The sequence below is a fragment of the Spartinivicinus poritis genome (assembly GCF_028858535.1).
Lineage (GTDB): Bacteria > Pseudomonadota > Gammaproteobacteria > Pseudomonadales > Zooshikellaceae > Spartinivicinus > Spartinivicinus poritis.
Window position 1 is genome coordinate 81,098 of record NZ_JAPMOU010000014.1, and the last position, 23,979, is coordinate 105,076.

Annotated in this window: 15 protein-coding genes; 11 read left to right on the forward strand and 4 right to left on the reverse strand. The window is 40.0% G+C overall.

Annotation, left to right across the window (positions count from 1 at the left end; translation table 11 throughout):
• The first annotated feature begins 397 nt into the window (after window positions 1–397).
• The gene (locus ORQ98_RS12615; RefSeq protein ID WP_274689167.1) at window positions 398–2,710 is read left to right on the forward strand and encodes a DUF1631 domain-containing protein; all 2,313 of its coding nucleotides are present in this window, start codon (window positions 398–400) and stop codon (window positions 2,708–2,710) included.
• Window positions 2,711–2,837: 127 nt separating this feature from the next.
• Here the strand turns inward: ORQ98_RS12615 and ORQ98_RS12620 are convergent, their stop codons facing one another.
• Window positions 2,838–4,055 carry an MFS transporter gene (locus ORQ98_RS12620; protein WP_274689168.1) on the reverse strand — a complete coding sequence of 406 codons (1,218 nt, stop codon included), beginning with the start codon at window positions 4,053–4,055 and terminating at the stop codon, window positions 2,838–2,840.
• Window positions 4,056–4,582: 527 nt separating this feature from the next.
• Here ORQ98_RS12620 and ORQ98_RS12625 point away from each other — a divergent pair.
• The 10 genes from ORQ98_RS12625 (at window position 4,583) to ORQ98_RS12670 (ending at window position 19,567) form a co-directional block, all read left to right on the forward strand.
• Window positions 4,583–5,350 carry an ATP-binding cassette domain-containing protein gene (locus ORQ98_RS12625; protein ID WP_274689169.1) on the forward strand — a complete coding sequence of 256 codons (768 nt, stop codon included), beginning with the start codon at window positions 4,583–4,585 and terminating at the stop codon, window positions 5,348–5,350.
• Between the two features lie 73 nt (window positions 5,351–5,423).
• Entirely contained in the window at window positions 5,424–6,338 is a 915-nt protein-coding gene (locus tag ORQ98_RS12630) for an ABC transporter substrate-binding protein (protein ID WP_274689170.1), read from the forward strand.
• A gap of 145 nt (window positions 6,339–6,483) precedes the next feature.
• Window positions 6,484–8,487 carry a Fe(3+)-hydroxamate ABC transporter permease FhuB gene (gene fhuB, locus ORQ98_RS12635; protein ID WP_274689171.1) on the forward strand — a complete coding sequence of 668 codons (2,004 nt, stop codon included), beginning with the start codon at window positions 6,484–6,486 and terminating at the stop codon, window positions 8,485–8,487.
• Window positions 8,488–8,857: 370 nt separating this feature from the next.
• Entirely contained in the window at window positions 8,858–10,696 is a 1,839-nt protein-coding gene (locus ORQ98_RS12640; RefSeq protein WP_274689172.1) for an IucA/IucC family protein, read from the forward strand.
• A 1-nt stretch (window position 10,697) separates the two neighbouring features.
• The gene (locus ORQ98_RS12645) at window positions 10,698–11,663 is read left to right on the forward strand and encodes a GNAT family N-acetyltransferase (RefSeq protein ID WP_274689173.1); all 966 of its coding nucleotides are present in this window, start codon (window positions 10,698–10,700) and stop codon (window positions 11,661–11,663) included.
• 2 nt (window positions 11,664–11,665) lie between these two features.
• Window positions 11,666–13,597 carry an IucA/IucC family protein gene (locus tag ORQ98_RS12650; RefSeq protein WP_274689174.1) on the forward strand — a complete coding sequence of 644 codons (1,932 nt, stop codon included), beginning with the start codon at window positions 11,666–11,668 and terminating at the stop codon, window positions 13,595–13,597.
• Entirely contained in the window at window positions 13,587–14,912 is a 1,326-nt protein-coding gene (locus tag ORQ98_RS12655; RefSeq protein WP_274689175.1) for a lysine N(6)-hydroxylase/L-ornithine N(5)-oxygenase family protein, read from the forward strand. The genes ORQ98_RS12650 and ORQ98_RS12655 overlap by 11 nt, the downstream gene beginning before the upstream one ends.
• Window positions 14,913–14,966: 54 nt before the next feature.
• Window positions 14,967–15,719: a hypothetical protein gene (locus tag ORQ98_RS12660; RefSeq protein ID WP_274689176.1), complete on the forward strand. Its 753-nt coding sequence runs from the start codon at window positions 14,967–14,969 to the stop codon at window positions 15,717–15,719.
• A gap of 162 nt (window positions 15,720–15,881) precedes the next feature.
• Complete coding sequence (locus tag ORQ98_RS12665) at window positions 15,882–18,134, forward strand: TonB-dependent receptor (RefSeq protein ID WP_274689177.1); 2,253 nt, start codon at window positions 15,882–15,884, stop codon at window positions 18,132–18,134.
• Window positions 18,135–18,670: 536 nt separating this feature from the next.
• Complete coding sequence (locus ORQ98_RS12670; RefSeq protein WP_274689178.1) at window positions 18,671–19,567, forward strand: regulatory signaling modulator protein AmpE; 897 nt, start codon at window positions 18,671–18,673, stop codon at window positions 19,565–19,567.
• A 9-nt stretch (window positions 19,568–19,576) separates the two neighbouring features.
• Here the strand turns inward: ORQ98_RS12670 and ORQ98_RS12675 are convergent, their stop codons facing one another.
• From ORQ98_RS12675 to ORQ98_RS12685, 3 genes are all read right to left on the reverse strand, one after another.
• Window positions 19,577–21,616, reverse strand: coding sequence for a sensor histidine kinase (locus tag ORQ98_RS12675; protein WP_274689179.1), 2,040 nt, complete (start codon window positions 21,614–21,616; stop codon window positions 19,577–19,579).
• A 41-nt stretch (window positions 21,617–21,657) separates the two neighbouring features.
• Window positions 21,658–22,578 carry a ketopantoate reductase family protein gene (locus ORQ98_RS12680; protein ID WP_274689180.1) on the reverse strand — a complete coding sequence of 307 codons (921 nt, stop codon included), beginning with the start codon at window positions 22,576–22,578 and terminating at the stop codon, window positions 21,658–21,660.
• 107 nt (window positions 22,579–22,685) lie between these two features.
• Window positions 22,686–23,687, reverse strand: coding sequence for a response regulator (locus tag ORQ98_RS12685; RefSeq protein ID WP_274689181.1), 1,002 nt, complete (start codon window positions 23,685–23,687; stop codon window positions 22,686–22,688).
• Window positions 23,688–23,979 lie beyond the last annotated feature (292 nt).

Genomic DNA, 23,979 nt, shown 5'->3' on the forward strand with positions numbered 1-23,979 from the left:
GCAAACGGTGAGTAAAAGGGTGGCGTTAAAATGGCTAGACAATTTTGGAATAGTTAGTTAATCAAAAATAAACAATTGGCATAAATTTACTAAAGTTATTAAGGCTTAACATCAGTAGTTATTGTTTTAACTCGTTGTTCTTCAGCTTAGGAATTTCGGCATGAAATGTCTTTTTCAATACTGTAAAATATTGTGACATCAATCTCATATCCTTGCTTTTAACCATTTTTTGATGTGTTGAAGTTACTATAATAACTTTGATGGCTCTCACTAAATCAATGGAACTATTTCTCATACGGTTGTATGATAGGTGCAGCTATCTGTTTTCTATACAGGAAGTCTTCCCGGCTTTTGACAGTACATGAAAGTGGGTCGGGCAAATGCGGAGAAATAGCTAATGCAGGAAGATTCGAAGGTTGTTCGCTTATCGTCAATAAATACCAAGTCCGTGAAACCAGCTACTCGCCTTTCAGCACCATTAGTTAAGGTTTGTGAACATTGCCTTAATCAGCTTCAATCCTGTATTCGCAGTTTGTTTGAAAATGCAGATGACACCCTGTTCGAGATGGCCGATCGAGCAGGCTCTAATACAGAGCAAAATATTTACTTTGAAGCCATGCGCGAGGTGCGATTGCAGCGCAAAGCGATTGAGATGAGCTTTTTTGAAGCCTACCAGCAAAACTTCAATGAGTTAGTTGGCCCCCCAAAGCAGGGCAGTCAAGTTGAGCTAGATGAACTTTCTTTTGATGCGCTTTCATTAGTTAATAATGAGGATCTTGAAGAAACAGTTGCCATCGACACGATGGTATCGAAAGTGATCAATCGCGATCATGGCATGCAGTTGATGCACTTAACCACCCGCATTGACAGCTTATTACCACAAACTATTAACGATAAAGCCAATCCGATTGGCCCAGAAAAGCTTTGTCAGGCATTTGTCCAAGCGACAAAGAAGCTAGATATAGATATCAAAGTTAAGCTCATTGTTTTCAGGCTATTTGAGAAATATGTGCTCGGTGCTGTTGACCAGCTTTATCATGGAGCCAATCAGCTGTTAAAAGAAGCAGGAGTAATGCCTGAGCTGACCAGTCGCCCTGTACAAAGTCAAAGGGCTCCTATTTATAGAAGGACGACTGTTGATGGAGGAGGGGCAGCAGACAGTGGGCAGCTAATGATGGATGCTCAAGCAGCCCAGGAAGCATTTTTAGCTCTTCGAGATCTATTGGTTGCTGCTCAATTATCAATTCCACAGAACTCCCAAGCTTCAACCAATAACCTGCCAGCCGTTAGCCAGCCAGATTTAATGGGGATGTTGTCACAAATTCAACATCAACCTGCTGTAGAGCAGTTACCAGCTCCCAGTCAACCAGCTGAACAGGTTGATATCAAAACAGCATTGGAAAGCCTGTTAAAAAGTTATGATCAAAGTAAAACCATCGGTCAGGTTGACCAGGATGTTATTAACCTGGTGTCAATGTTGTTTGAATTTATTCTGGACGACCGTAACCTGCCCAATCAGTTCAAAGCAGTCATTAGTCGCTTGCAAATTCCTTTATTAAAAGTAGCTATTCTTGATAAGGCCTTATTTAGTAAAGCATCTCACCCTGCTCGTCGTTTATTGAATGAAATGGCGTCAGCTGCACTAGGCTGTGATGAGAAAGATAATGCAGCCCAGCAAAAGCTATATGACAAGATGGTTGAGGTTGTACAAAAGTTGTTACATGGTTTTGCTGACAATATTGAATTATTTAATGAGCTGGTAGATGACTTTACTGCATTTGTTCAAAAGGAGCAGCGTCGAGCTTCACTTGTTGAGCAGCGAATTAAAGACGCTGAAGAAGGTAAGGCAAAAACAGATCAGGCAAAACAGCTTGCTACCCAAGAAATTCAAAAACGAATAGAGAATGGTCAGCTACCAGACGTTGTAACTGAGTTGTTACAAGAAGGTTGGACCAATGTCTTGTTTATTGCTTATTTAAAAGCAGGGGAGCAGTCGCAAGCATGGCAACATGCTATTGCAGTGATGGATGAGTTAATATGGAGTGTCCAGCCTCATACCAGTACTGAAGATAAAAAGAAGCTGCTTAAGATGGTGCCCCCCTTAATGAGACAGTTGAGGGATAGCTTAACAGAAATCTCATTTGACCCCTACAAACAGCGGCAGTTATTTAAACAGCTACAGAATTTACATGTACAAAGCTTGAGGCAAGCTAGGCCTACTGCTACTGCCGCTAAAACAAGAGTAAAACAATCGGATCAATCAGTAGCATCTAGCGCTGAGGTGAAGCCTGATCCACAGCAGCCCCCTCCAGTCATTAATGACCAAGCTGAGGTGGTTGAAATGAAGGAACCAGAAAAGCCCGCAACGGTTGTTAATGACAATAAAGTGGCAGAGCAGTCTGCCAAGCTGAATGAGCCAGCTGTCAGTGAACAGAGTTTAAACAAAATAGCCCACATGAAAGTGGGTAATTGGGTTGAGTTTGGATTAAATGAAGATAATAAATTTCGTGCCAAACTTGCTGCGTTTATAAAGCCAGCAGATAAATATATTTTTGTTAACCGAACAGGCATGAAAGTCGCTGAAAAAACAAGTTTAGAGTTGGCTTTAGATGTTGATCACGGTAACGTCACATTACTTGACGATAATCTGTTATTTGATCGAGCGTTAGAATCAGTCATTGGCAACTTGAGACAAATGAAGAAAACCTAGAGTTCATATTGTTTTGATGATTGTTGCTTTGACTTCTGTTGTTTTACTTATATTTTCGTTGGCTGGCTTTGTTTATCTACTTATACTTACCAATAGCCAGAGCAAGTGAAAGACTATATTTATAAGCTTATTGGTTAGACTTTACCTGCCTTATACTAAAAGCACAGCATAATAATCCACAAATTATACAGATTCCTATAGGCACATAAGGTGAAAAAATCACCGATGCTGCCGTCAGTGCTGCCAAACCATAGCCGATTGTGTGTGACATAGAAATATAGCCAGTTACTGTGCCATGTCCTAGACTGCTTAGTTGGGTGGCAGTTGTTGTATAGGCAGGCACAAGCAGGGCTGTGCCTGCAGACATTAAACTAATGGCAATAAAAAACATGGGTAAATAAGGGATTAGAAACATAATAAAGCCTACTAAAAACAGGCTTGCTCCCCAATGAAATAATGATGTTATTGATAGCCGTTTAGTTTTTACTACACCTAACTGCACACTAAGCGTAGTGGCTGCACTAATAGTCAGTAGAGCACCAATTACTTGACTAATCGTACCTGTGGACCAATGTGTAATTTGCTGAATTAATGGTGACAGTGTGTATTGGAGTAACGCAACAGCTGTACATAAACTGATGGCTATTATCAGCATTGGGAATAAATTCCAACTTGGCCATTGCCATTTTTGTTTTTCTTTTGTGAGCTTTTGATTAGAGGGTTCGGCTGAGCTTGAACGGCAAGGTGCCTTTAATTTAATAGCCAGTAGTAGCGCAATCAGGGGTAAGATACTCATCACCATCAGTGGGCCAAACTGATGCCACTGTAACAAGCCTAACGCCAATAGTGGGCCAAGCAAGCGACCACAGCTTAGGCCTGCACTTACCATAGCAATGGCTGTTATTCTATCTTGCTCACCTTGTAAAATAATTGCCCAGTGCTGAGCAGCAGGCACCATTCCGGAGACAGTTAAACCATAAATAACCCTAGCCAATAACAAGCCTGCGATAGCAAGAGGTGTTGTTAGCCACTGCAAGTGAGCTAGCCAGACAAACAGTAGCATTAATGAAAAACTGATAACAAACCCAACTAGTGCTTGAATAACTACAGGTTTAGGGCCATGACGGTCACTAAGTTGTCCCCAAAAAGGAGAACTTGGTAAAAAAAGTACACTACCTGTCGCGATAATAATTGACCAAATATAAAGCGGGATATTTGATGATTCAGTTAAAATAGGTAGTGCAACCAGTAACCCATTTTGGCCAATTCCCATTAGGGCGGCAATTGCTGCAATTAAATAGAGCTTATAAGGAGGAGAGGTCTGTTCAAGAGTAATTGACAGCATATACCCTTCACGAATCATTTTTAGGTTTTGTTATCATCGCTCCTTACCCCAATCACCTATTACTTATAGGTATGGGGCTTCGTCGCCTAATGGTCTCACCTAAACACCATTCGTTTTGGGTAAAGTGAGGAGATAACCAGTATTTTCTAGATAACGAAAATAGTGAAATAACACATATTTCTTATGTGTCTTGGTAGATCAGCTTAGTTAAGCAAATAATTTTATTGTAATCAACATAAAAATCATTATCATTTACGTTTCTGTTAAGCAAACTATATTGACTTTAACAATAGCAACATGTTGTAACTAACTAGACACCTCTAATAATTGTTTATGGCCTTTGTGCAACCTGATGGATTCTTGAGCAAGATGGCTTGCGATGTGTACGGCTGGTTGCGAATTTAGCAAAAGGTTAGAGACTGTAAACAATCGTTAGAGGTGCTCTTATATCAAATTAATCATTAAATGAAGGGACAGTTGTTGTATAGGCAATCAGCTTTAGTATCTGCATTAGGATGTACTAGGTAATGTTCACCCTTTCTAATGTAACTTTTGAGGTAGGAGGGCAACAAATTCTTAAGCCTGCCTCTTTAGTATTTCCAGTAGAAAAAATAACCACACTGCTGGGCCATAATGGTTCTGGAAAGTCGACGCTCATGAAGTTGTTAAGCAGACAACACCTGCCGTTTAGTGGCAAAGTTTTTCTAGCAGATCAGCCATTAGATGACTTTAGTAACAAAGCATTTGCTTTGCAGGTTGCTTATTTGCCTCAACAACCACAGGTGCCTGACGGTGTGACAGTCGAAGAGTTAGTCTACTTTGGCCGATACCCTTGGCGTGGTGCTTTAGGCCGATATAATGCTGAGGATCGTGCAATGGTTAATCAGGCCATTGACTTGGTCGGTATGACAGCTTATACCAAGCGTTTAGTAAGCACTTTATCGGGTGGCGAACGTCAGCGAGCCTGGGTGGCAATGTTATTAGCACAAAACAGCCGTTGTATATTATTAGATGAACCTACTTCGGCACTGGATGTTGCTCATCAGTATGAACTGTTGTCTCTTATTAGACGCTTAAATCAGGAGCTGAAATTAACGGTTATTATGGTATTGCATGACATTAATATGGCTGCTCGGTTTAGCGATTATTTAATTGCCTTACATTCTGGAAAGGTTATGGCACAAGGTAGCCCCACTGAGCTTATGCAAGCTGAAATGCTGGAAGCTATTTACGGTATTCCCATGGGGCTATTTGCTCACCCAGAGAATGATAGCATCGTCAGTTTTGTTCGTTAATGTGTTTTTATTTTAAGCTTTTTGTGTCCAGGCGTAGCGCCATAATCTATCTATGCTTGCGAAGGAGTTAGCTGTGCAGTATTTATTATTAATTGGTTTGTTATTTGGTTTTACTGTACAAGCAAAAACCATTACTCATGAAATGGGTACTTTGGAACTAGCTAAAACTCCCTCTAAAATTGTTACACTGGACTGGGTATTAACAGAAAGCCTACTGGCTTTAGGGGTAACACCGTATGCTGTTGCGGATAGTGACGGTTATAACCAATGGGTAGTTAAGCCACAGTTACCGAGTCAGGTCAAAAATGTAGGGTCAAGGCGTGAACCTAATTTAGAGTTATTGACCCAGCTAAAACCAGACTTGATTTTGATGAGTAGCCATTTAAGTCCCTTATACCCATCTCTCCAAGCAATTGCGCCAACAATGGTATTAACGGTTTATAATAAAAAGCGTGATCCATTTAGCCAAGCAAAAAAAGTATTAAATCAACTGGCTATTGTAACAGCAAAAGAAAATATAGTATCCCAACTAATTGCTGAAGCAGAGCAACATATTCAAAACAATGGCAGTCAACTAAAAAAAGCAGGCAAATCTGTACGACCTTTTTTTCTTGTTCGTTTTATAGGTGATAAACATATTCGCATACATGGCACTCATTCGTTAGTGGGCCAAACGTTAACAATGATGGGGTTAACGAATGCCTGGCAGGGATCAACTAACTTATGGGGATTTGCCTCAACCAGTGTAGATAAGCTGGCACTGAGTCAGCAGGCGAATGTTATTTATTTTGGGCCACTAAATAAAACAGATAAAGCAAAATTATTTTCAACGCCCCTTTGGCAAGCAATGGCATTTACCCGTAGCAAGCGAGTTTATGAGCTACCACCTATTTGGGCATTTGGTGGTATTAATGCTGCTGTAAGGTTAAGTGATACACTAACAGAAGCATTAATGGGCACCTCTAAAAATGCACTTTTTCCTCGATAGCTGCGTTACCTCCGTACTCAGGTCCTCATGTATTACTTATACACTGTGGCCTTCCGTGCGGTGCTGCCTTGCTCTCATGAAAAAAATTACTATTTTTAGAGATGCCCATTTAATGGCAAAACCAATAACAAAGTAGTGTCAGCTAATGACAAACTTATTTTATTCAGCTCCCTTAACACGCTTTTTTATAATAAGCCCCCAGCTTGTTTTATGGTTGGTTGTGTTGTCATTAATAAGTGGAAGTATTTTTCTCTTTAATTTGTCTGCTAACTTACCACTTGACTTGGTGTGGCAGGCCACAGTTGCTCCCGATGAGAATGACTTCAGGCAAATTATCTATTTTTACAGCTTTTTACCACGGATCGCCATTGCACTATTAGTTGGAGCGGGACTGGCATTAGCTGGGTGTGTTATGCAACAAGTGCTAAGTAATCCGTTAGCATCACCCACTACATTAGGTGTCGCTGCCGGGGCTGAGTTGGGTCTGGCTTGTGCTTTATTGTTAGCACCTAGTGGTTTAGCCATAGATCCTGACTGGTTTGCTTTTATTGGGGGCTTGCTTGCGACAGGTTTAGTATTCCTTATTTCCGCCCGCAAAGGTTTTGCCCCCTTACAAATGGTTTTGGCGGGTATGGTCATTAGCTTATTGTTTGGGGCAGTTAATAGAGTGCTGGTGTTATTTAATGATCAGCAACTGACTAGCTTGTTTATTTGGGGGGCTGGGGATCTTAGTCAAACCGACTGGCAAAATGTAACTCATTTATTACCACAAATTGCTATTCCATTTATTCTGTTGTTATTATTTCAACGGCCTTTAATGTTACTGCAGGTGGGGGAGCAGTTGGCATCCTCCGTAGGCGTAAAAGTAGGTACTATCCGGTTAATCTCATTAACGCTAGCTGTTTTTATGACAACGAGTATTGTGAGTACAGTGGGGATAATTAGCTTTGTGGGATTAGTGGCTCCTGCGCTTGCAAAGTTAGCTGGTGCTAGACAGTTTTATACTAGACTGGTCACCAGTGCGATCATAGGCGCTCTGCTAATGTCAATGGCAGACTTAGTTATCCAGCCTTTTTCTGGGGTAGGGGGGGAGTTGTTACCTGCTGGTGCAATAACTGCGCTGATAGGAGCTCCTTGTCTCATTTGGTTATTGCTGCGTAATCCGCTTTCTGCTGTAGCAAAGGTAGTGTCTGAACAGCCGATAAATATAAAGCAATATGCTTTTGTTAAACTGCTTACGGTTTGTTTGGTTATAGCAATACTATGTACGGCTATTGCTTTATTAGTAGGAAAAAATGAACACGGTTGGGCTGTTCAATTAACGAATAGTATATTGACACTTCGATTTCCTAGAGTATTTGCTGCTTTGTTAGCAGGGTGGGGGCTGGCTGTTGCAGGGTGTGCCATTCAGCGAATAACTGCAAATCCCATGGCAAGTCCAGAAATTATGGGTGTCAGCTCTGGCGTTGCTTTAATGTTAATTGTAGGAGTGATAACTGGAATTATATCATCTCGTGGAGAGCAGTTATTATTTGGTAGTATGGGGGCGTTGCTAGCATTCGGGATAATGTGGTTACTTTCTCAGCGTAGCCGATTTTCACCAAGCCAAATGGTCTTGGCGGGAATTGGGCTCAGTGCATTTTTAGACGCAACAATTCGTATATTATTGACAAGTGGTACTGACCAGGCTAAAGCAATTTTACATTGGCTATCAGGGTCAACGTATTTGGCAACTAATATGGATGTTATCCTGCTACTGGTGGTTACTACTATTTTATTGAGTATGCTTTTATTATTGCACCGCTGCCTGGATCTGCTGACATTAGGTGAAGCAGCTGCAACTGGATTAGGTATGAACTGTCAGCAAGTACGACTATGGCTGCTAATAATTGCAGCAATATTAACGACAGTTGCTACTCTGGTTGTTGGGCCATTGAGCTTTGTTGGTTTATTGGCACCTCAGCTCGCGAAATTATTTGGCCAATATGCAGCTCGTAATCAGTTGGTTATTGCAGGGCTTATGGGTAGCATAATAATGGTAGTCGCTGACTGGTTAGGGCGAAACTGGTTATTCCCCTGGCAGATTCCTGCGGGAGTATTGGCGTCTATAATGGGCGGTGGATTCTTTTTGTTTCTTCTTAGAAAGTAATAAACTTGGATTTATGACAAATACGCCACAGTTAAAATAGAGTTAAGGGCACCTCTACTAATTGTTTGCTGTCTCTGGCCTTCGCTAAATTCGCAATTAAGGCATTGGCTTGAAGGCATGCTGGTGGCCTGTCGAAAAGCCCTTTATTTCACTTTGTGAAATAGTCAGCTTGTGCTTTGACTATTTTCTTTAAAAAAACACAAGTAAATGCTCGCTTTATTTAATGAAAATGATTATCATTTGCTTTGTTAATCCTGATTATCCAGGTTACGTAATTCTAATTATTGTTCGACAAGTTTTGGCTGATTTTTGGATACAGAGGATTAGCCTTTTCTCCTAATGAACTTCTCTATGTTGTAAGGGGAATTTTGTGACTGAAGTAAACTTTTCTGTAGGTCTTGACCCAGAAAGTATTCAAGCAGATATTTCGATTAATTGTTTTTTAAATTCCTTTCTTCGAGAGTCGAAAGCGGTTACTTGGCAAAAGAGTAGTGCTAATCAAGAAGTGGCAATTGTTCCACTAAATAATGGACAACAACTGATTTATATACCAGTAAGTTATCATTCTGCGTTAGGAATTCATGAATATCAGTTGCCATTAAAACTAGTCAGTCAGTCAGAAAAATCAGAAGAAAAACTACTCAACTTTAATGAGTTTTTGCAGCTTATTATTAATGATGTAGATATCGTTGGTGACTTAACCAATGAGCAAAAGTCGATATTTATTCAGCGAGTGGTTGAAAGCCGTGCTAATACACAAGCAGCCATTGCAGCACGTGATAATTTGCAGGCTATTTATAGTGGTGAATTGAACTTTGCGCAAGCAGAACAAGGGCTAATTGCAGGCCACTCAGTGCATCCTGCGCCAAAAAGTCGAGAACAATTTTCTGAAGAGGATGCTCGCCTTTTTGCTCCAGAGCACCAGGCCAAATTTGCCTTATATTGGTTTGCAGTCTCTCCATCTATTACGATTACTGATAGTACCGGCCATTATGGAATTAGTGAAAGAATACAACAACTGTTAACTGCAGATACGCAATTAAGTGAGGCTGTTTTTGGTAAGGTGCCTGAGAATTACTTGCTGTTACCAGTGCATCCTTGGCAGGCTAAGCTATTACTAAACACAGCCGATATTCAACAGTATCAAGAAAGGGGATTATTAGTTAATCTAGGTGCGATTGGTGAAAACTGGTATCCAACGTCTTCCACCCGCTCACTCTATAGTCCTGGTTTGCCTTATATGCTGAAGTTTTCTCTCAGTGTTAAGCTCACAAACTCTATACGTAACTTGTCACTAAAAGAAGTGATAAGGGGAACACGGCTACAACAGGTATTTGATACTGAGAAATTGTGCTCGTTTGGCCAGCAGTACGCTTCATTTAAAGTGATGCAAGAGCCTGCTTTTATTGGCTTAATTAATTCAGAAGGTGAGGTGATTGCTGAGTCATTGGTTGCTTTGCGTGACAACTTATTAATGCATACCCCTCAAGAAGAAGCGGTTGTACTGGCAACATTAACTCAACAACATCCATTAGCAGCAGACTCCTTAATTGCAGATAGAGTGAAAACGGTTGCTAGTCATAAAAATATATCGATTAGTCAGGCTGCAAAATACTGGTTTAATCAATACTGTAAGTATGTTGTTGAACCTTTATTTGCTTTACAGGCCAATTATGGCATTGTGTTACTGGCTCACCAACAAAATATCGTGTTGAAAATGGAGCGAGGAGAGCCCGTTGGCATGTATTATCGTGACTGCCAAGGTACAGGGTATACAGAGTTAGCTTATCAACTTTTTCCTGAGCAACTGATTGATGATGCTCAGATGCCAGAAAACTTTTGGAACGAAGATAAAGTACGGCGTTACTTCCCTTATTACTTAATTATTAACTCTACTTATAACACCATTGCAGCAGTCAGTTCACGATGTGCGGTAAGTGAGGTGGACTTGTTGCATATATTACACGGTTGTTTAAAGCAACTGCAAAGCCAAGGTGTGCAAGATAGTTTTTGTTTAGATTTTGTTTTGCAGAATGCTACTCTTCGCAGTAAAGGTAACTTTTTTTGTTATTTGCAAAACTATAATGAAAACTCGATTCCTGATCCTGCCGTCATTTATTTTGATCTTGAAAACCCTATAGCTAAAATTGAACAGTTGGCGAGTGCTAAAAATACATCGACTAAAAAAACTGTATCAGAGGTAATGTAATATGTCTGAAAATACAGTTAAACCATATGATAGTTTGTTTGCTATTGAACAACCCGCTGAGAAGATTGCTAAAGTTGAAATTTTGGATCAAATATCCCTTGATTACTTAATTAAACTTTGGGTGAAAGGGATTGATAGTTTATTTCAAGCATTTCCAACTATTGACGGTATTTATTTGTTAAATGATGAAAAGCAAAACTGGAGTAATTTGGCGAGTCAAGTACCTGCTCTAACTCCCTTTATCAATCAAGTTCTATATCGGCAGCAGTTTTATCAGCTGCCATTACACTGGCACAAACATAATTTATCCAGTCATTACCCACAACGTCTAATTCAAAGTACTAAGCAGGTGCGTCTCCATCCGCAACGTCCTCCAAAGCCAACAGGTGAAGTTTATAGCCGCTTTGACAGTTTAGTGGGTAAGCAAATAAGTTTTCGTACTTTTGACTTGGAAAAAGACATCAATTGTTTTACTGGATGGATGAACGACCCACGGGTAGCTGAATTTTGGGAGCAAGCCTGGTCACGAGAAAAACTAGTAGAATTTATCAACGAACGACAACAAGATCCACATATTATTCCATTGATTGGTGAGTTTGATGGTGACCCATTTGGTTACTTTGAGGTTTATTGGGTATCTGAAGACCGGTTAGCACCTTATTATGATAATACTCACTATGACCGAGGGATACATTTATTAGTTGGAGAACAAGTCTTCCGTGGGCCACTGTTCTTTAAGAGCTGGATGCGAGCGTTAACCCATTATTTATTTATTGATGAACAGCGTACACAGCGAATTGTGTTAGAGCCTCGTCATGATAACCAACGATTATTTCGTCGAATTAAAGACGTAGGCTATCGTATTTTATTTGAATTTGATTTTCCCCATAAGACATCTGCTTTGGTAATGATTGAACGTCAGGCATTTTTCCATGATCAGTTTGTTGAGCTCATGGAGGAACAGTAACCATGAGCCAACAGGCATTACATAGCTATTGGGGTATAGTTAATCAAATCATGGTTGCTAAGATAATCTCTGAACTTGCCTATGAACAAGCCTTTCAGATAAAGCAAGTTGATTTTCAAGCAGCTAAGATTGATCAATTGCCAGCAAAAGCAGATACCAATCAAATCAGGCCTTCAGAACAGTCTTTATTTCTGCAGCTAGAGTCAGGAGTGGGTTACTACTTTGAGGGATGGAGGAATATATGGGGACAATATGTTATTAAGCCGAGTAGTTTGTCTCGTCAAGAAATAGTCCTTCAGCAAGAGCCAGTGAATCAACAGCCAGCTTCAAATAATGAATCAGCTCATTTGTCAGTTACCTCTGTAGCGACCTTTATGCAGGATGCAAAAACTGAACTGGAGTTGGTGGATGAAAGTCTAGCTGAACATTATGAAGATATGTATGCAACACTGGTTGCTGATTGTCAATTGCTGGAATTGAAAAAAGGCCTAAGAGCTGATGACTTCATTAAGCTGGATATTAATCAGCAACAGTGCCTATTTAATGGTCATCCCAAATTTGTATTTAATAAAGGCCGAAGAGGCTGGGGTAGTAAAGACTTAGCATTGTATGCGCCTGAATCTCGTCAGGCTTTTCAATTATGCTGGATAGCAGTTAAACAGGAAAATACTACATATGCAGTGGCAGATCAGTGGAGTTGGCAAAAACTAGTAGATAGTGCTGTAAATACTGAAGTACAAGTAGAAATGCAGGCTCAGATCCAACATTATGGTGGTCATCCTGACGATTACTTGCTGCTCCCTGTACACCCTTGGCAATGGCAAAATAAACTGTCAACTTTATTTGCTGAGTTAATCGCTAATGGTGAGATAATTTATCTGGGTGAATGGGGTGACTTATTTTTACCTCAATTATCGTTGCGTACTTTGAGCAATATTAGTCGACCAGAAGGATTAGATATAAAACTCCCGTTAACCATTATGAATACTTCCTGTTATCGGGGGATACCCAGCCGCTATATTTTAGCAGGGCCTGAAGCATCATCATGGTTGAATAAAGTCTTTAAACAGGATTTATTTTTGCAAGGTATAGGTGCTGAAATTCTACAAGAGCCTGCCAGTGCTTTTGTTACACATCCGGCTTATAACAATTTAAACCAAGCACCCTATCGTTACCATGAGCTATTAGGTGTCATTTGGCGTGAAAGTATCAATGAAAAGCTGAGAAATAACGAAACTGCAATATTAATGGCTGCACTAATGGAAATTGATGAGCAGGGGCAATCTATCATTGGTGCTTATATACAAGCTTCAGGCTTATCACCAACAGACTGGTTGACAAAGTTATTTCGGGTGGTGGTGTTACCTTTTTATCATTTATTATGCAAGTATGGGGTCTCACTGATTGCTCATGGTCAGAATGTCACTATTATTTTAGAGAACAATCAACCAAAACGGGTTTTATTGAAAGATTTTCAGGGGGATATGCGTTTAGTTGACAGAGAATTACCAGAAAGCGCAGATTTACCTGCTTCAGTGAAAGCAGCAACGGTTAAACTACCTGAAGAACTCATTATTCACGATTTACAAACGGGTCATTTTGTAACGGTATTACGTTTTATATCTCCGCTAACAACAGCGCTTGGAGTGGCTGAACCTGTCTTTTATGGATTGTTGGGTAAAGAAATCAAAACCTATATGGCCCAGAACCCAGAGCTGAATGAGCGGTTTGAACGATTAGATTTGTTTAAACCAAAAATTCTGCGTATTGGTTTAAATCTGGCTAAATTCCGTCATCAAACTGATAGTAGCCAAAGTCGAATGCTGCCGGATATGGATCAGTTATTAGATAACCCACTTTGCATTGCTGAAGAAAAAATGACTGTAGCAGAAATAACAGTCAACAGTGATCAGGAGCAAACAAATGCTAACTAAGCCAACACAACCAAATAGTTCAATAATTGATGTAGCAGGTATTGGTGTAGGTCCTTTTAACCTAAGTGTGGCTGCACTACTTCAACAGGTAAAAGGGGTGAGTGCACGATTTTTTGAAAGTCGTGAACAGTTCGCGTGGCACCCTGGGTTACTGTTACCTGATACTCATATGCAAACAATGTTTCTAAAGGACTTGGTCACTGCTGTTGTTCCGCATAGTATTTACTCTTTTTTATCTTATTTGGTTAAACGAAAGAAGTTTTATCGTTTTTTATCAGCAGAATTAAACTGTATTAGTCGTGCTGAGTTTTCCGATTATCTTAACTGGGCTGCTCAACAAATTCCATCAGTGCAATTTGCAACTGAAGTTGAAAATATCTCATTTATGAATAACCAATTTAAGGTAGAAACCTCTAAAGGTGCTTATTATGCTAAGAATTTATGTTTAGGTACTGGTAAAAAACCATTTATTCCTGAATGTGCTCGTCCTTATTTAGGTAAGCAAGTTATTCATGCTGCTAACATTGGCCTAAACTCCCACGATTTTAGTGGTAAGCGGGTAATGATAATTGGAGGTGGACAAAGTGGCGCTGATATCTTTCTTAATGTATTAAATGGTTATTGGGGAAAGCCCAGCAAATTGAATTGGCTATCAAGACGTGCAAATTATCAACCACTGGATGAAGCGGCGTTTACAAATGAATACTTCACTCCTGATTATGTAGATAGCTTTTATAAACTAGGTCGCCAGGTTAAAGAGCGAGAGATTCGTGACCAAAAGTTAACTTCTGATGGAGTAACCCAAGCTTGTTTATTAAGTATTTATCGTACGCTTTATCATCGTTTTGATGTATTACGAGAACCAAAATGGGTCTATTTATTGCCTCACAGGGAAATGAGTGCAGTCAATCAAACGGATAATATTTATCAGGTTCAGGCAATAAATGGATTAACTCAGGAAACTGAGTATTATGATGCAGATGTCATTATTTTGGCGACAGGGTTTACTACACCTACTTTAAACTGTTTGGCTGGTATCCAGTCTCGGTTAAAATTTGATGAAAAAGACCGTTACTCATTAAATGAACATTTTGCTGTTGATTGGGATGGCCCTGCTGAAAATAGGATTTTTGCAGTTAATGCTGGTTTGCACAGTCATGGTATTGCTGAACCTCAATTAAGTTTAATGGCTTGGCGTTCAGCACGGATTATTAATCATCTATGCCAACAAGAAATATTTGATCTTGAGTCGAGTGATGGCTTAATTAGCTGGGACCAGTCAGCTGCTCAGCCACCTTTAAAGCAAGCCATTTAATTTTCTACATCTACAAATGATGCATAATAGGTATAGCCAAAGCGAAGGGTATATATGCTACCAGCTTGTTTTGAACCACACTTTCCAGTGTTCAATGATGTTAATTCAGCATTAACTAACTTAGCGTCATTTAATGATGAATGGCATTGGAAAGAGTGTAATGAGTCTGATCATCTTTCATTAGACTTATTATTTAGTGATTCAAAATGGTTGATTAATGCTGTTAATCAATTTTGTGAAAAAGAGCAGGTAACCAATCGCAGAGTAGCTGCTTCCTTAGTGCAAAAGCGATTGATGAGCTGTGTTGTATCACCGTTAGTTGCAGTGTATCTATTTACCGGATTGATACCACAATTAAATTTAAATCAGCTTTTTATTAATCAGTCACTTTCTGAAAATATACAATGGCGGGGACAGCCTTTTTGTACTACTAATGAATCCTTAGTGAGTTGGTTAGATGATTTGATAAAAGAGTTTTTTGACATTTTTCGTACGCTATTGCGGATTAACCCACAAGCATTTTGGGGAAATACAGCACTCGCTATCGCTTCACCTTGGAGTCGGTTGGCGCATTTTGGCAAAGGAGGAGAAGCTGTTCATCCTGATATTAAACATTTTTTATCAAAGTTTTCGCCTTCTATACAAAGTGCTGTTGATTGGTTGTTGATTGAAAAAGCAACGGGTTATGTCTGTATCCCAAGACGTAATAACTGTTGTTTAAAGTTCAGCTTACCTAATAGGAAATTATGTGGCACTTGCAACCGCCGTAGTAAAGAAGAGCAAATTACCTTAATTAAAAACCAGTAATTAATACCCGTAACAATGGGGATCTTTTCACCAAATAGCCAAAATATACCCAATGCGAAGGGTTTTTAGGTGAGGAACGAAGATAACAAAACCTAAAAATGATTCGCGACGGGTATACCTATTGTGAAGAGTATAGTTAGTTACATAAGTGAGTTAGACATTATGCAGTCACGCCATTATTTTTATCATTCACTGGTGATTACCACCTTACTTTCTCCGGTCACAGTGGCCGCTGAACAGAAAAATATTGAAAAGCTGGACTCTGTGGTGGTGGTAGCAAGCCGGGCGCCTAAACAGATTAGCGATATTGCTGGTACTGTTTGGTTGGTGGATAAAGAAACCATTGAAGCGCAGTCTCGTGGAGGGAAAAATTTAAGTGATATTCTTTCCACTGTAGTACCTTCCCTGGATGTAGGTAGTCAGGGGAGAACTAATTATGGCCAGAATTTACGTGGTCGGGCAATGTTAGTGATGATTGATGGCGTGTCGTTAAATTCTGCACGATCAATTAGCCGACAGCTGGATTCTATTGATCCATTTAATATTGAACGTATTGAAGTATTATCTGGTGCTACGGCTATTTATGGCGCAGGTGCTTCGGGTGGTGTAGTCAATATTATTACCAAACGTGCCGAGGCAGGTGAACTAACAGCAGAAACTTATGTTGGGGGTAGCTCTGGGTTTAATAATAGTAATGATGGGGATTATAAAATTGCTCAGTCAATCAGTGGTGGAACGGATAAATTAAAAGCTAGGGGTTCTCTTGTTTATAGCGAAACGAATGCTTTTTATGATGCTAATGGTGAGTTAATTAATCCAGATAGCACCCAAGGCTCATTACAGTTTAATGAGACTATTGATTTAATGGGTTCGCTTGAATATAAACTAGACGATCAACAAACCGTTACTTTGTTGGCTCAACACTATAATAGTGAGCAAGATAGTCCTTATGGTACTTATTTTGGTGAAAATCTGGCAGGCTCTAAAGCAGGCAACCATCATTTAATAGAAACACGCAGAGGATTTTCTTCTGATCGAAATCTTGGTACAGAGCGCTATTTATTAAATGCAACTTATCACCATGAAGAAGTGTTTGGTCATGAGCTAATAGTGCAGGCATCTTATCGTAAAGAATCATTTTCATATAACCCATTTATTCGGCCCAGTGGATCAAAGGAGCCATCTAATAAAGGTTATTTTTCAGCGTCTAAGCAGGAGACAGACGTTTTTAGTTTACGTACGGCACTTGTTAAATCATTTGATAAGCTAACCCTGAGTTATGGGGTGGATGGCTATATTGACCAATTTGAAAATGATCAGATAATTTTTGATCAAAATATTTCTAATGCCAGTGGCGGGCTAGTTAATAAAAAAGCCTATAAAATAGGTCGTTATCCTGATACAGAGGTTTCATCTATTGCTGGCTTTTTTCAGGCAAGTTATCAGTTAACGGACCGTTTATTGATTGAAGGAGGATACCGCTATCAATATATGAAGAATGAAGTAGATGATTTTATTGATACTGGTATTCAAAAAGATATTGCGTTTGGTAAATACACATCTGCAGACCCAGTACCAGGTGGGCAAACTCACTATAAGTTCGGCTTATTCAATATAGGGGCCGTTTTTGATTTAACGGCTAATCAGCAAGTATGGGCAAACTTTTCCCAAGGTTTTGAACTGCCGGATACAGCAAAAAGATACGGTGATGGTCAATATACAGACTCTAATAAAGATGGTCATGCTGAGTTAGTAAAATCTTCAGATATTCGTAATGATCGCCTTGATGGCATAAAAACTGACAGCTACGAATTAGGTTGGCGTTATACGGGAACTGACTTAAGTGTTCAAACGGCTCTCTATTATTCTGAGTCAGATAAAGTGGAATCATATGACCGAAAAGAACTATTACTGGAGCTACGTGATCATGAAAAGCGGGTTTATGGCTTCGAGTTTGAAACAAGTTATTGGGCAACAGATAAGCTCCAGCTTGGCTTAACTGGGCATTATGTAAAAACCCAGGAAAAAGATAAAAACGGCCACTGGCAACGTTCATTGGTTGATAGTAGTAGTGCATCAAAAGCGGGGGCATGGGTTGGCTGGTATGATGATACATACTCACTAAAACTGCAAAGCCAAACTCTGTTTAGTTTGCGAGATGATAGGAAACGGCTGAAAGGGAAAGGTGAAAATGGTGAGTTGTCTGGTTATACCACTGTGGATTTCTTAGGCAATTATAAGCTACCTGTCGGTGATGTTGGTTTCGGTGTACAAAATGTTTTTAATCGCGAATACACCACTATTTGGTCACAGCGAGCGCAGAAGCTTTATTCTCCTTATTATGGGCCTGAAGAGGTCTATGACTTCAAAGGGCGTGGTCGTACTTTCTTCGTTAACTATAAAGTGAAATATTAAATATCTACTAGCAAAGGGAAATAACTACGTTGTTTCCCTTTGCTAGTATGTACCCAATACGAATGGTTTTTAGGTGCGGCCATCAAGTGACGAGGCCCCATGAGCCTATAATAATAGGTGATTGGGGCGAGAAATGAAGATAACAAAACCTAGAAATCATTCGTGAAGGGTATAGGTTAACTGTCCACTTGTGTTTGTGATCTCATCCTGCATTTTCGAACGCTTTCTTTTGAATTAACCACTATTTGAGTCGTTTAATGACCTGCTGACGTTATGGTGGTTTGCACATAGGTGTTTAAGTATGGTTTTATAACCTTTTATGAGAGTGTCGCAAAATCAGGGAAATATGAAGTGATAGAGTGTTCTGGCATTGCTGGCTGGACCCAGCTAAAGCGCTAAAGACTATGGATGGCCTTTAGAGTGGTAGAAGAATACCCTGTTACTTCATGTTTTTATCCAACACCCTTTTACGTCACCCCTCTGCAGTTGGGTGATGTATACTTCTGCGAATGGTCATATAACCCTGGTGATAAACTATGCTATTCATTTCTTTGTGTATAGGTGTTGCTATTTTTTTTATGGCTGATAGCCGTAAATTCATACAGCATGATAACTGGTTTAATAAACTGATTGAGTTAGTGGCGAGCAAGCTAGGTGGTAATTTGGGGGCTGAGTGGATCTGGGTTATCACATTGTTGATTCCTACTGCAGTTGTCGCCTGGTTAGTCAGTGAAGCCAATGAGGCTTGGCTAGGCTTCCCCATGTTGTTGATAAGTGTGGTTCTTTTAGTCTATTCCTTGGGGAGGGAAGGGTATTTAAATAGACTAGACCTCTATGTAGCTTCATTGAAAGTAGCTAATGCTGAAACGGTATTTATTCGTGCGCAAGAATTGTTTCCAGTACTCAGTAAAGATTTACGTGATGAATGGTCTCATCAGTATCAACAAATTAGACAGTTAGTGTTTTATCAGGTATTGGAGCAACTGTTTACCACTGTATTTTGGTTTATTGTATTAGGGCCTGTAGCTGCTCTTATTTATCGTATGAATGAGCTGTATTTGGCTAATCAGCAGCAAAATGATGAAAACAAATTAGCTTCTGCGCATGTGGCTTGGGATTTAAAATATATTATTGAATGGTTACCTGCCAGAGTGCTTGCGTGGTCATTTACCTTAGCTGGTAACTTCACTAAAGCTTATCATGAATGCCAACAAAGCTGGCGGCGATGGGCTGAGCCCCCAGGAGAGTTAGTGGTTCGTACGGGATTGCAGGCGCTAACTATTCCATTGGATATGGAGGAGTTTAAGCAAACAACTGATACGACAGAGCAGCAACAGATGGCTGCTGATGAATTGATGGCTGTGCGAGGGTTGTTGAATCGAACAGTAGTTATCTGGGGAGCAATTATCGCGCTAGTTACCTTACTGACTTAATAGGGATTATTAGTCTCTTAGGGCTGTTTCTATTGCTTTTGCTTTGGGGATGGGAGTTAGCTCAACTTTTAGGGGTAAGCTGATAATAAATTCTGTGCCTATTCCAGCAGCTGACTTCACATGTAACTGCCCTTTGTGGTTATTAGTGATAATGAAATACGACACTGATAACCCTAAACCAGTGCCAATTCCCACTTCTTTAGTCGTAAAAAAAGGTTCAAATATACGTTTACGCGTAGTGTTGTCCATGCCGATACCATTATCTTCGACTTTAATAATGGCTTGGGTCGTTGTTTGTTTACTCGTGATAATAATTTTGCCATTCCACTTTGGCTCTTCGCGCTGATTAATGGCTTGGGCAGCATTTTTGATTAAATTAAGTAGTACTTGCTCAAGCTCGTTGGCAATACAGGGCACACTGGTAAGGGTGTCATCCAGGTTGGTGATGATATGGATTCGTTCTAGCTCAAGGCCATGTTTAATGTCTAAGTCGCTGTGAGCAATTTCAATGGTACGATTGATTAATTCACTTAGATCGGTTGGAGATAGGGTTCTTGAGCTACGACGGCTGAATTGCAGCATATTCTGCACAATTTTAGAGGCTCGGGTACCTGCGTCTTTAATGTTACTCAAAAAGCGGGTAATACCCCTTTGCTCCATATAAATGTAAAGTTGGTGGATATCCAGTTGTAGCTTTTCTGCTTCCTCTTTATTTTTAGCTAAGGTAGGAGAAATGCGGCGTAAAATATTCTGCACTCCCTGAACAATGCCACCTAGCGGGTTATTAATTTCATGGGCCATACCGGCGGCCAGTCCACCTACTGATAACATTTTTTCAGTTTGTACCATAGTGTCTTCTAATTGAATGCGCTGAGTTATGTTATCTAGCCGGATGACGGCTCCTTGGTGCTCTTCTCCACAAAGTGGGTAGATAACCAGGTCAAAATAGTTCTCTTCATTGTGGTGAGTGAGGGGGACGCGCTCGACAGTTTCCACGGTTTGATGACTTAACGCTTTATCTATTTCAGGCTCGTGCTCAGCCAGAATAGTAGAAAGCTCTTGAATAGGGCGTTGTAATGCTTGGTTGCCTTTAATGTTAAATAAAGCAGCTGCTTCTTCATTCCACTGTTGAATTTGTTTATTGGTGTTAATGGCAATTAATGCAGAAGGCATCGAGTTAATAATATTGTTGAGGTATTTCTGTAAAGCAGTCAGCTTTTGCTCAATATGGGTACGAACCTGAACCTCTAGCTCCAGTTTTTTGTTGGTACGTTGGGTTTCCAAGGCCATTGACTGGGCTTTCATACTGGCTTGCTCTGCTTCATCACGCGCTTTTCTTAGCAGCTGATCTCTAGCTTCAATACGATTCAGCATGGTATTGAAGGCAGTAGCCAAAATTCCTAGCTCATCATTATGAAACTTCGTTGCGCGTACTGAATAGTTTTCTTCAATGGAGACAGTATGAGCCAATTTAATTAAGTGTAATACTGGTTTAGTAATGACCTGACGGATAACACCAGTCACAAATAGCATAATCAGTACAGCAAAAATCATGATGATTAAAATAGCCACTTTCATTGCCAAAAATAACATTTCAGGTAATGAATGATTGGCTTTGATTTCAAGGGTAAGTTGCTGGCCATCATCTAACTGGATTTTTTCAACATAAGAGGATGGCTCTAGCGTTATAGAAGTAATACTGGTTTGTGACTGGTGTTGCTCATCAGGAAAAGATAACAGTAATTTACCCTGTTGGTCATAAAAGCTAATTGATTCAATATAATCAAACTGACTTAAATGCTGTAACAAATGACGAGCTAATTCAGGCTCACGTTGAATTTGGGAAATCAATAGTGGGTTAGTTAACAGCTTACTGGTGGTTGTAACATTGTGAGGAACAATATAATCCTTGGATATTAAGTAAGTTGTTAATACCAACGTAATGCTGGCAACAAAGGCAATAGAAATGATAACACTTAGCAGCAGAAGTAATAATTTGCGGCTAATGGGCAGGCTTGACAGATATCCTGAGATTGATGATTGAGTCATATATAGGTTTGATACTATAGCCTTTACGGCAGGTTACATTATTAACTGTAGCCTTTTTCCTTTAAGGTGCGAACTAACCATTGATGATGGGGCAGGTCAATTCCCATTATATGGGCTTTATCAATAATATAGCCATTGATGTAACTTAGCTCAGTTGCTTTTCCTGCTTTTACATCTTGAAGTGTTGATGAATAGTTATCGGCAGTTTGTAAGATGACCCTTTTCACTAATGTGACTAGTTGATCAGATAAGGGTATTTGCAACTGCTTAAGTATAGCTTCTGTTTCTAAGCAAAGGGCAATAACCTGTTGCCTTAATCCCTGATGTTGCCATAACTCACCATTTTTACATTGATAAAGTGCTGTAAGGCCGTTGATGGCACCGTTAATAGCTACTTTTTCCCAGAGGGTGGTGAGTGGAGTTGTAGTCCAATGAATATTCAGAGGTAACTGAGCAAACTGCTGGAACTGACAGCGGGGTTTAGCATTATTAAGCTGGGGACTAAGTTCGCCAATAGTAATTTGGCCAAGTCCTGCGTGTACTACTTGAAATGGTTTAGTTAAGAAGCAACCATGGGTTACTGAACCGACCGCAATTTGCTGGTTTGGCAGTGTGTTCGCGATAACTTGTTGAGAACCTAAACCATTTTGTAACAAAATGACTTGAGCATCAGCTGTTAGCAAATGGGCGATTGACTGAACAGCTGGAAGCGCATCATAGGCTTTGGTAGTCACAATTAATTTGTTGATATGGTGGTGAAGGGCGCAATGATCAACTACTGGTACTTTACAAGAAAAGTGTAAGTCAGTCTGCTGGTAATGAATGGCTTGGGAAGGAGTGCTTGCTCGTTTAACGATCAATTTAACTGGTTGTTGTTGTCTGGCGAGTTGACTAGCCAGTAAGCAACCCATAGCGCCGGCACCAAGAATATACCAAGGCTGGTTATTAAGAGATTGAGTCATGCTATAAAAAAGCTATCTAAATAACGACAATAGCAGAATAATAACAGCAGCAAAAAATGGTACCAGCATTCTTATTAGCAATATGACTAAAGCGGGTGATTTTTTTACTATGATGTTGCTTCACTTTGAGGTGGTTTTTTCTTCAGCATACCAGGGTTCCATTGGGTGGCTGTTATCAGGCCAGTTTCAAGTGATTTTTGGAGCATTTTACGAGTAACCACCAACAATTGTTCCGCGGTAGGTAATGGGGGGGTGTTCGTTAGTATGCACATACTCATGGCTGCTTTAATTGAAATATAGCCAACAGATGACTTAAATGCTTTTAGATTAAGCCCTTCATAAATGCGGCGAAAGCTTTTTGGCGTATATTGCTCATCATGCAGATGGGTAGTAATGATTGAGAACTGATCATCACCAGTGCGAGTAATAATATCGAGTGGTCTGATTAACTGCTGCAGGCGTCGAGCAACACCTTTGGCCACTTCATTATAAATAGCTAGCCCCCGTTGCTGTTCAATTTGCTTGGCATTTTGCAAGGCAATGACCAGTAAACAAGCAGAAGCATCACGTGACTCTACATGCCGAATGGCTTCACTTAGATGGTTAAGGCAAAATCGTAAATTACCGATACCAGTTAAATGGTCGGTGAGGCTGTGTTTTTCAAGTTGTTGGAGGTTATCAACTAATAACTTATTTTCTTCTAAAAGCTGGTTTTGCATATGCGCTGTTCGGTCAGCTGCAAATATTCTTGGTAATAGCTGATCGTTCATTACTGATTTATTGATGAAGTCATCGACACCCCGATCAAATGCCTCTGCCAGTGCTTTTACTCCTTCTTTGGCTGTTAGCAAAATGACATACGTGAAGTGGTGTAGGCGTTTGTCTAATTCTCTAACCTGCTGGGTGAGTTGCAAACCATCCATTTCAGGCATTAACCAGTCTGCTACTAAAATACTGGCAGGGCGTTTTTGTAGTTGAACCAGAGCTTCATTAGCACTACTAGCGAACCGGATATCCCGAAAGCCTGCTCCTTTTAAGGTGCGGCCAATCATTACGCTACTAAACTTCGCATCGTCAACAACCATTATTGGTATATTAAGATTCGCCATTAGGGTCCTGTTATATTGTTTAGTAAGTGAGTGGCTAGTACAAAACAGACTAACCTAAAAATAAGTTATAATAACTGCTGGCAATATCTGTCAAATATACAACAAGTTGCTAGTGCTGTGTTCTACCTGAGGCGACGATTTAGAACTTAATCAAAATCCTGGTTTAAAGGGGCTTGACAAAAACTGTTGCATCGTCTCCTAAACATGCTCAAACCCGCTTCACTCGTCGTATCAGAAGACACTACACTAGCCGTTTCTGAAATTGCTTTAATTAATTATAGTGCTGGGAGAA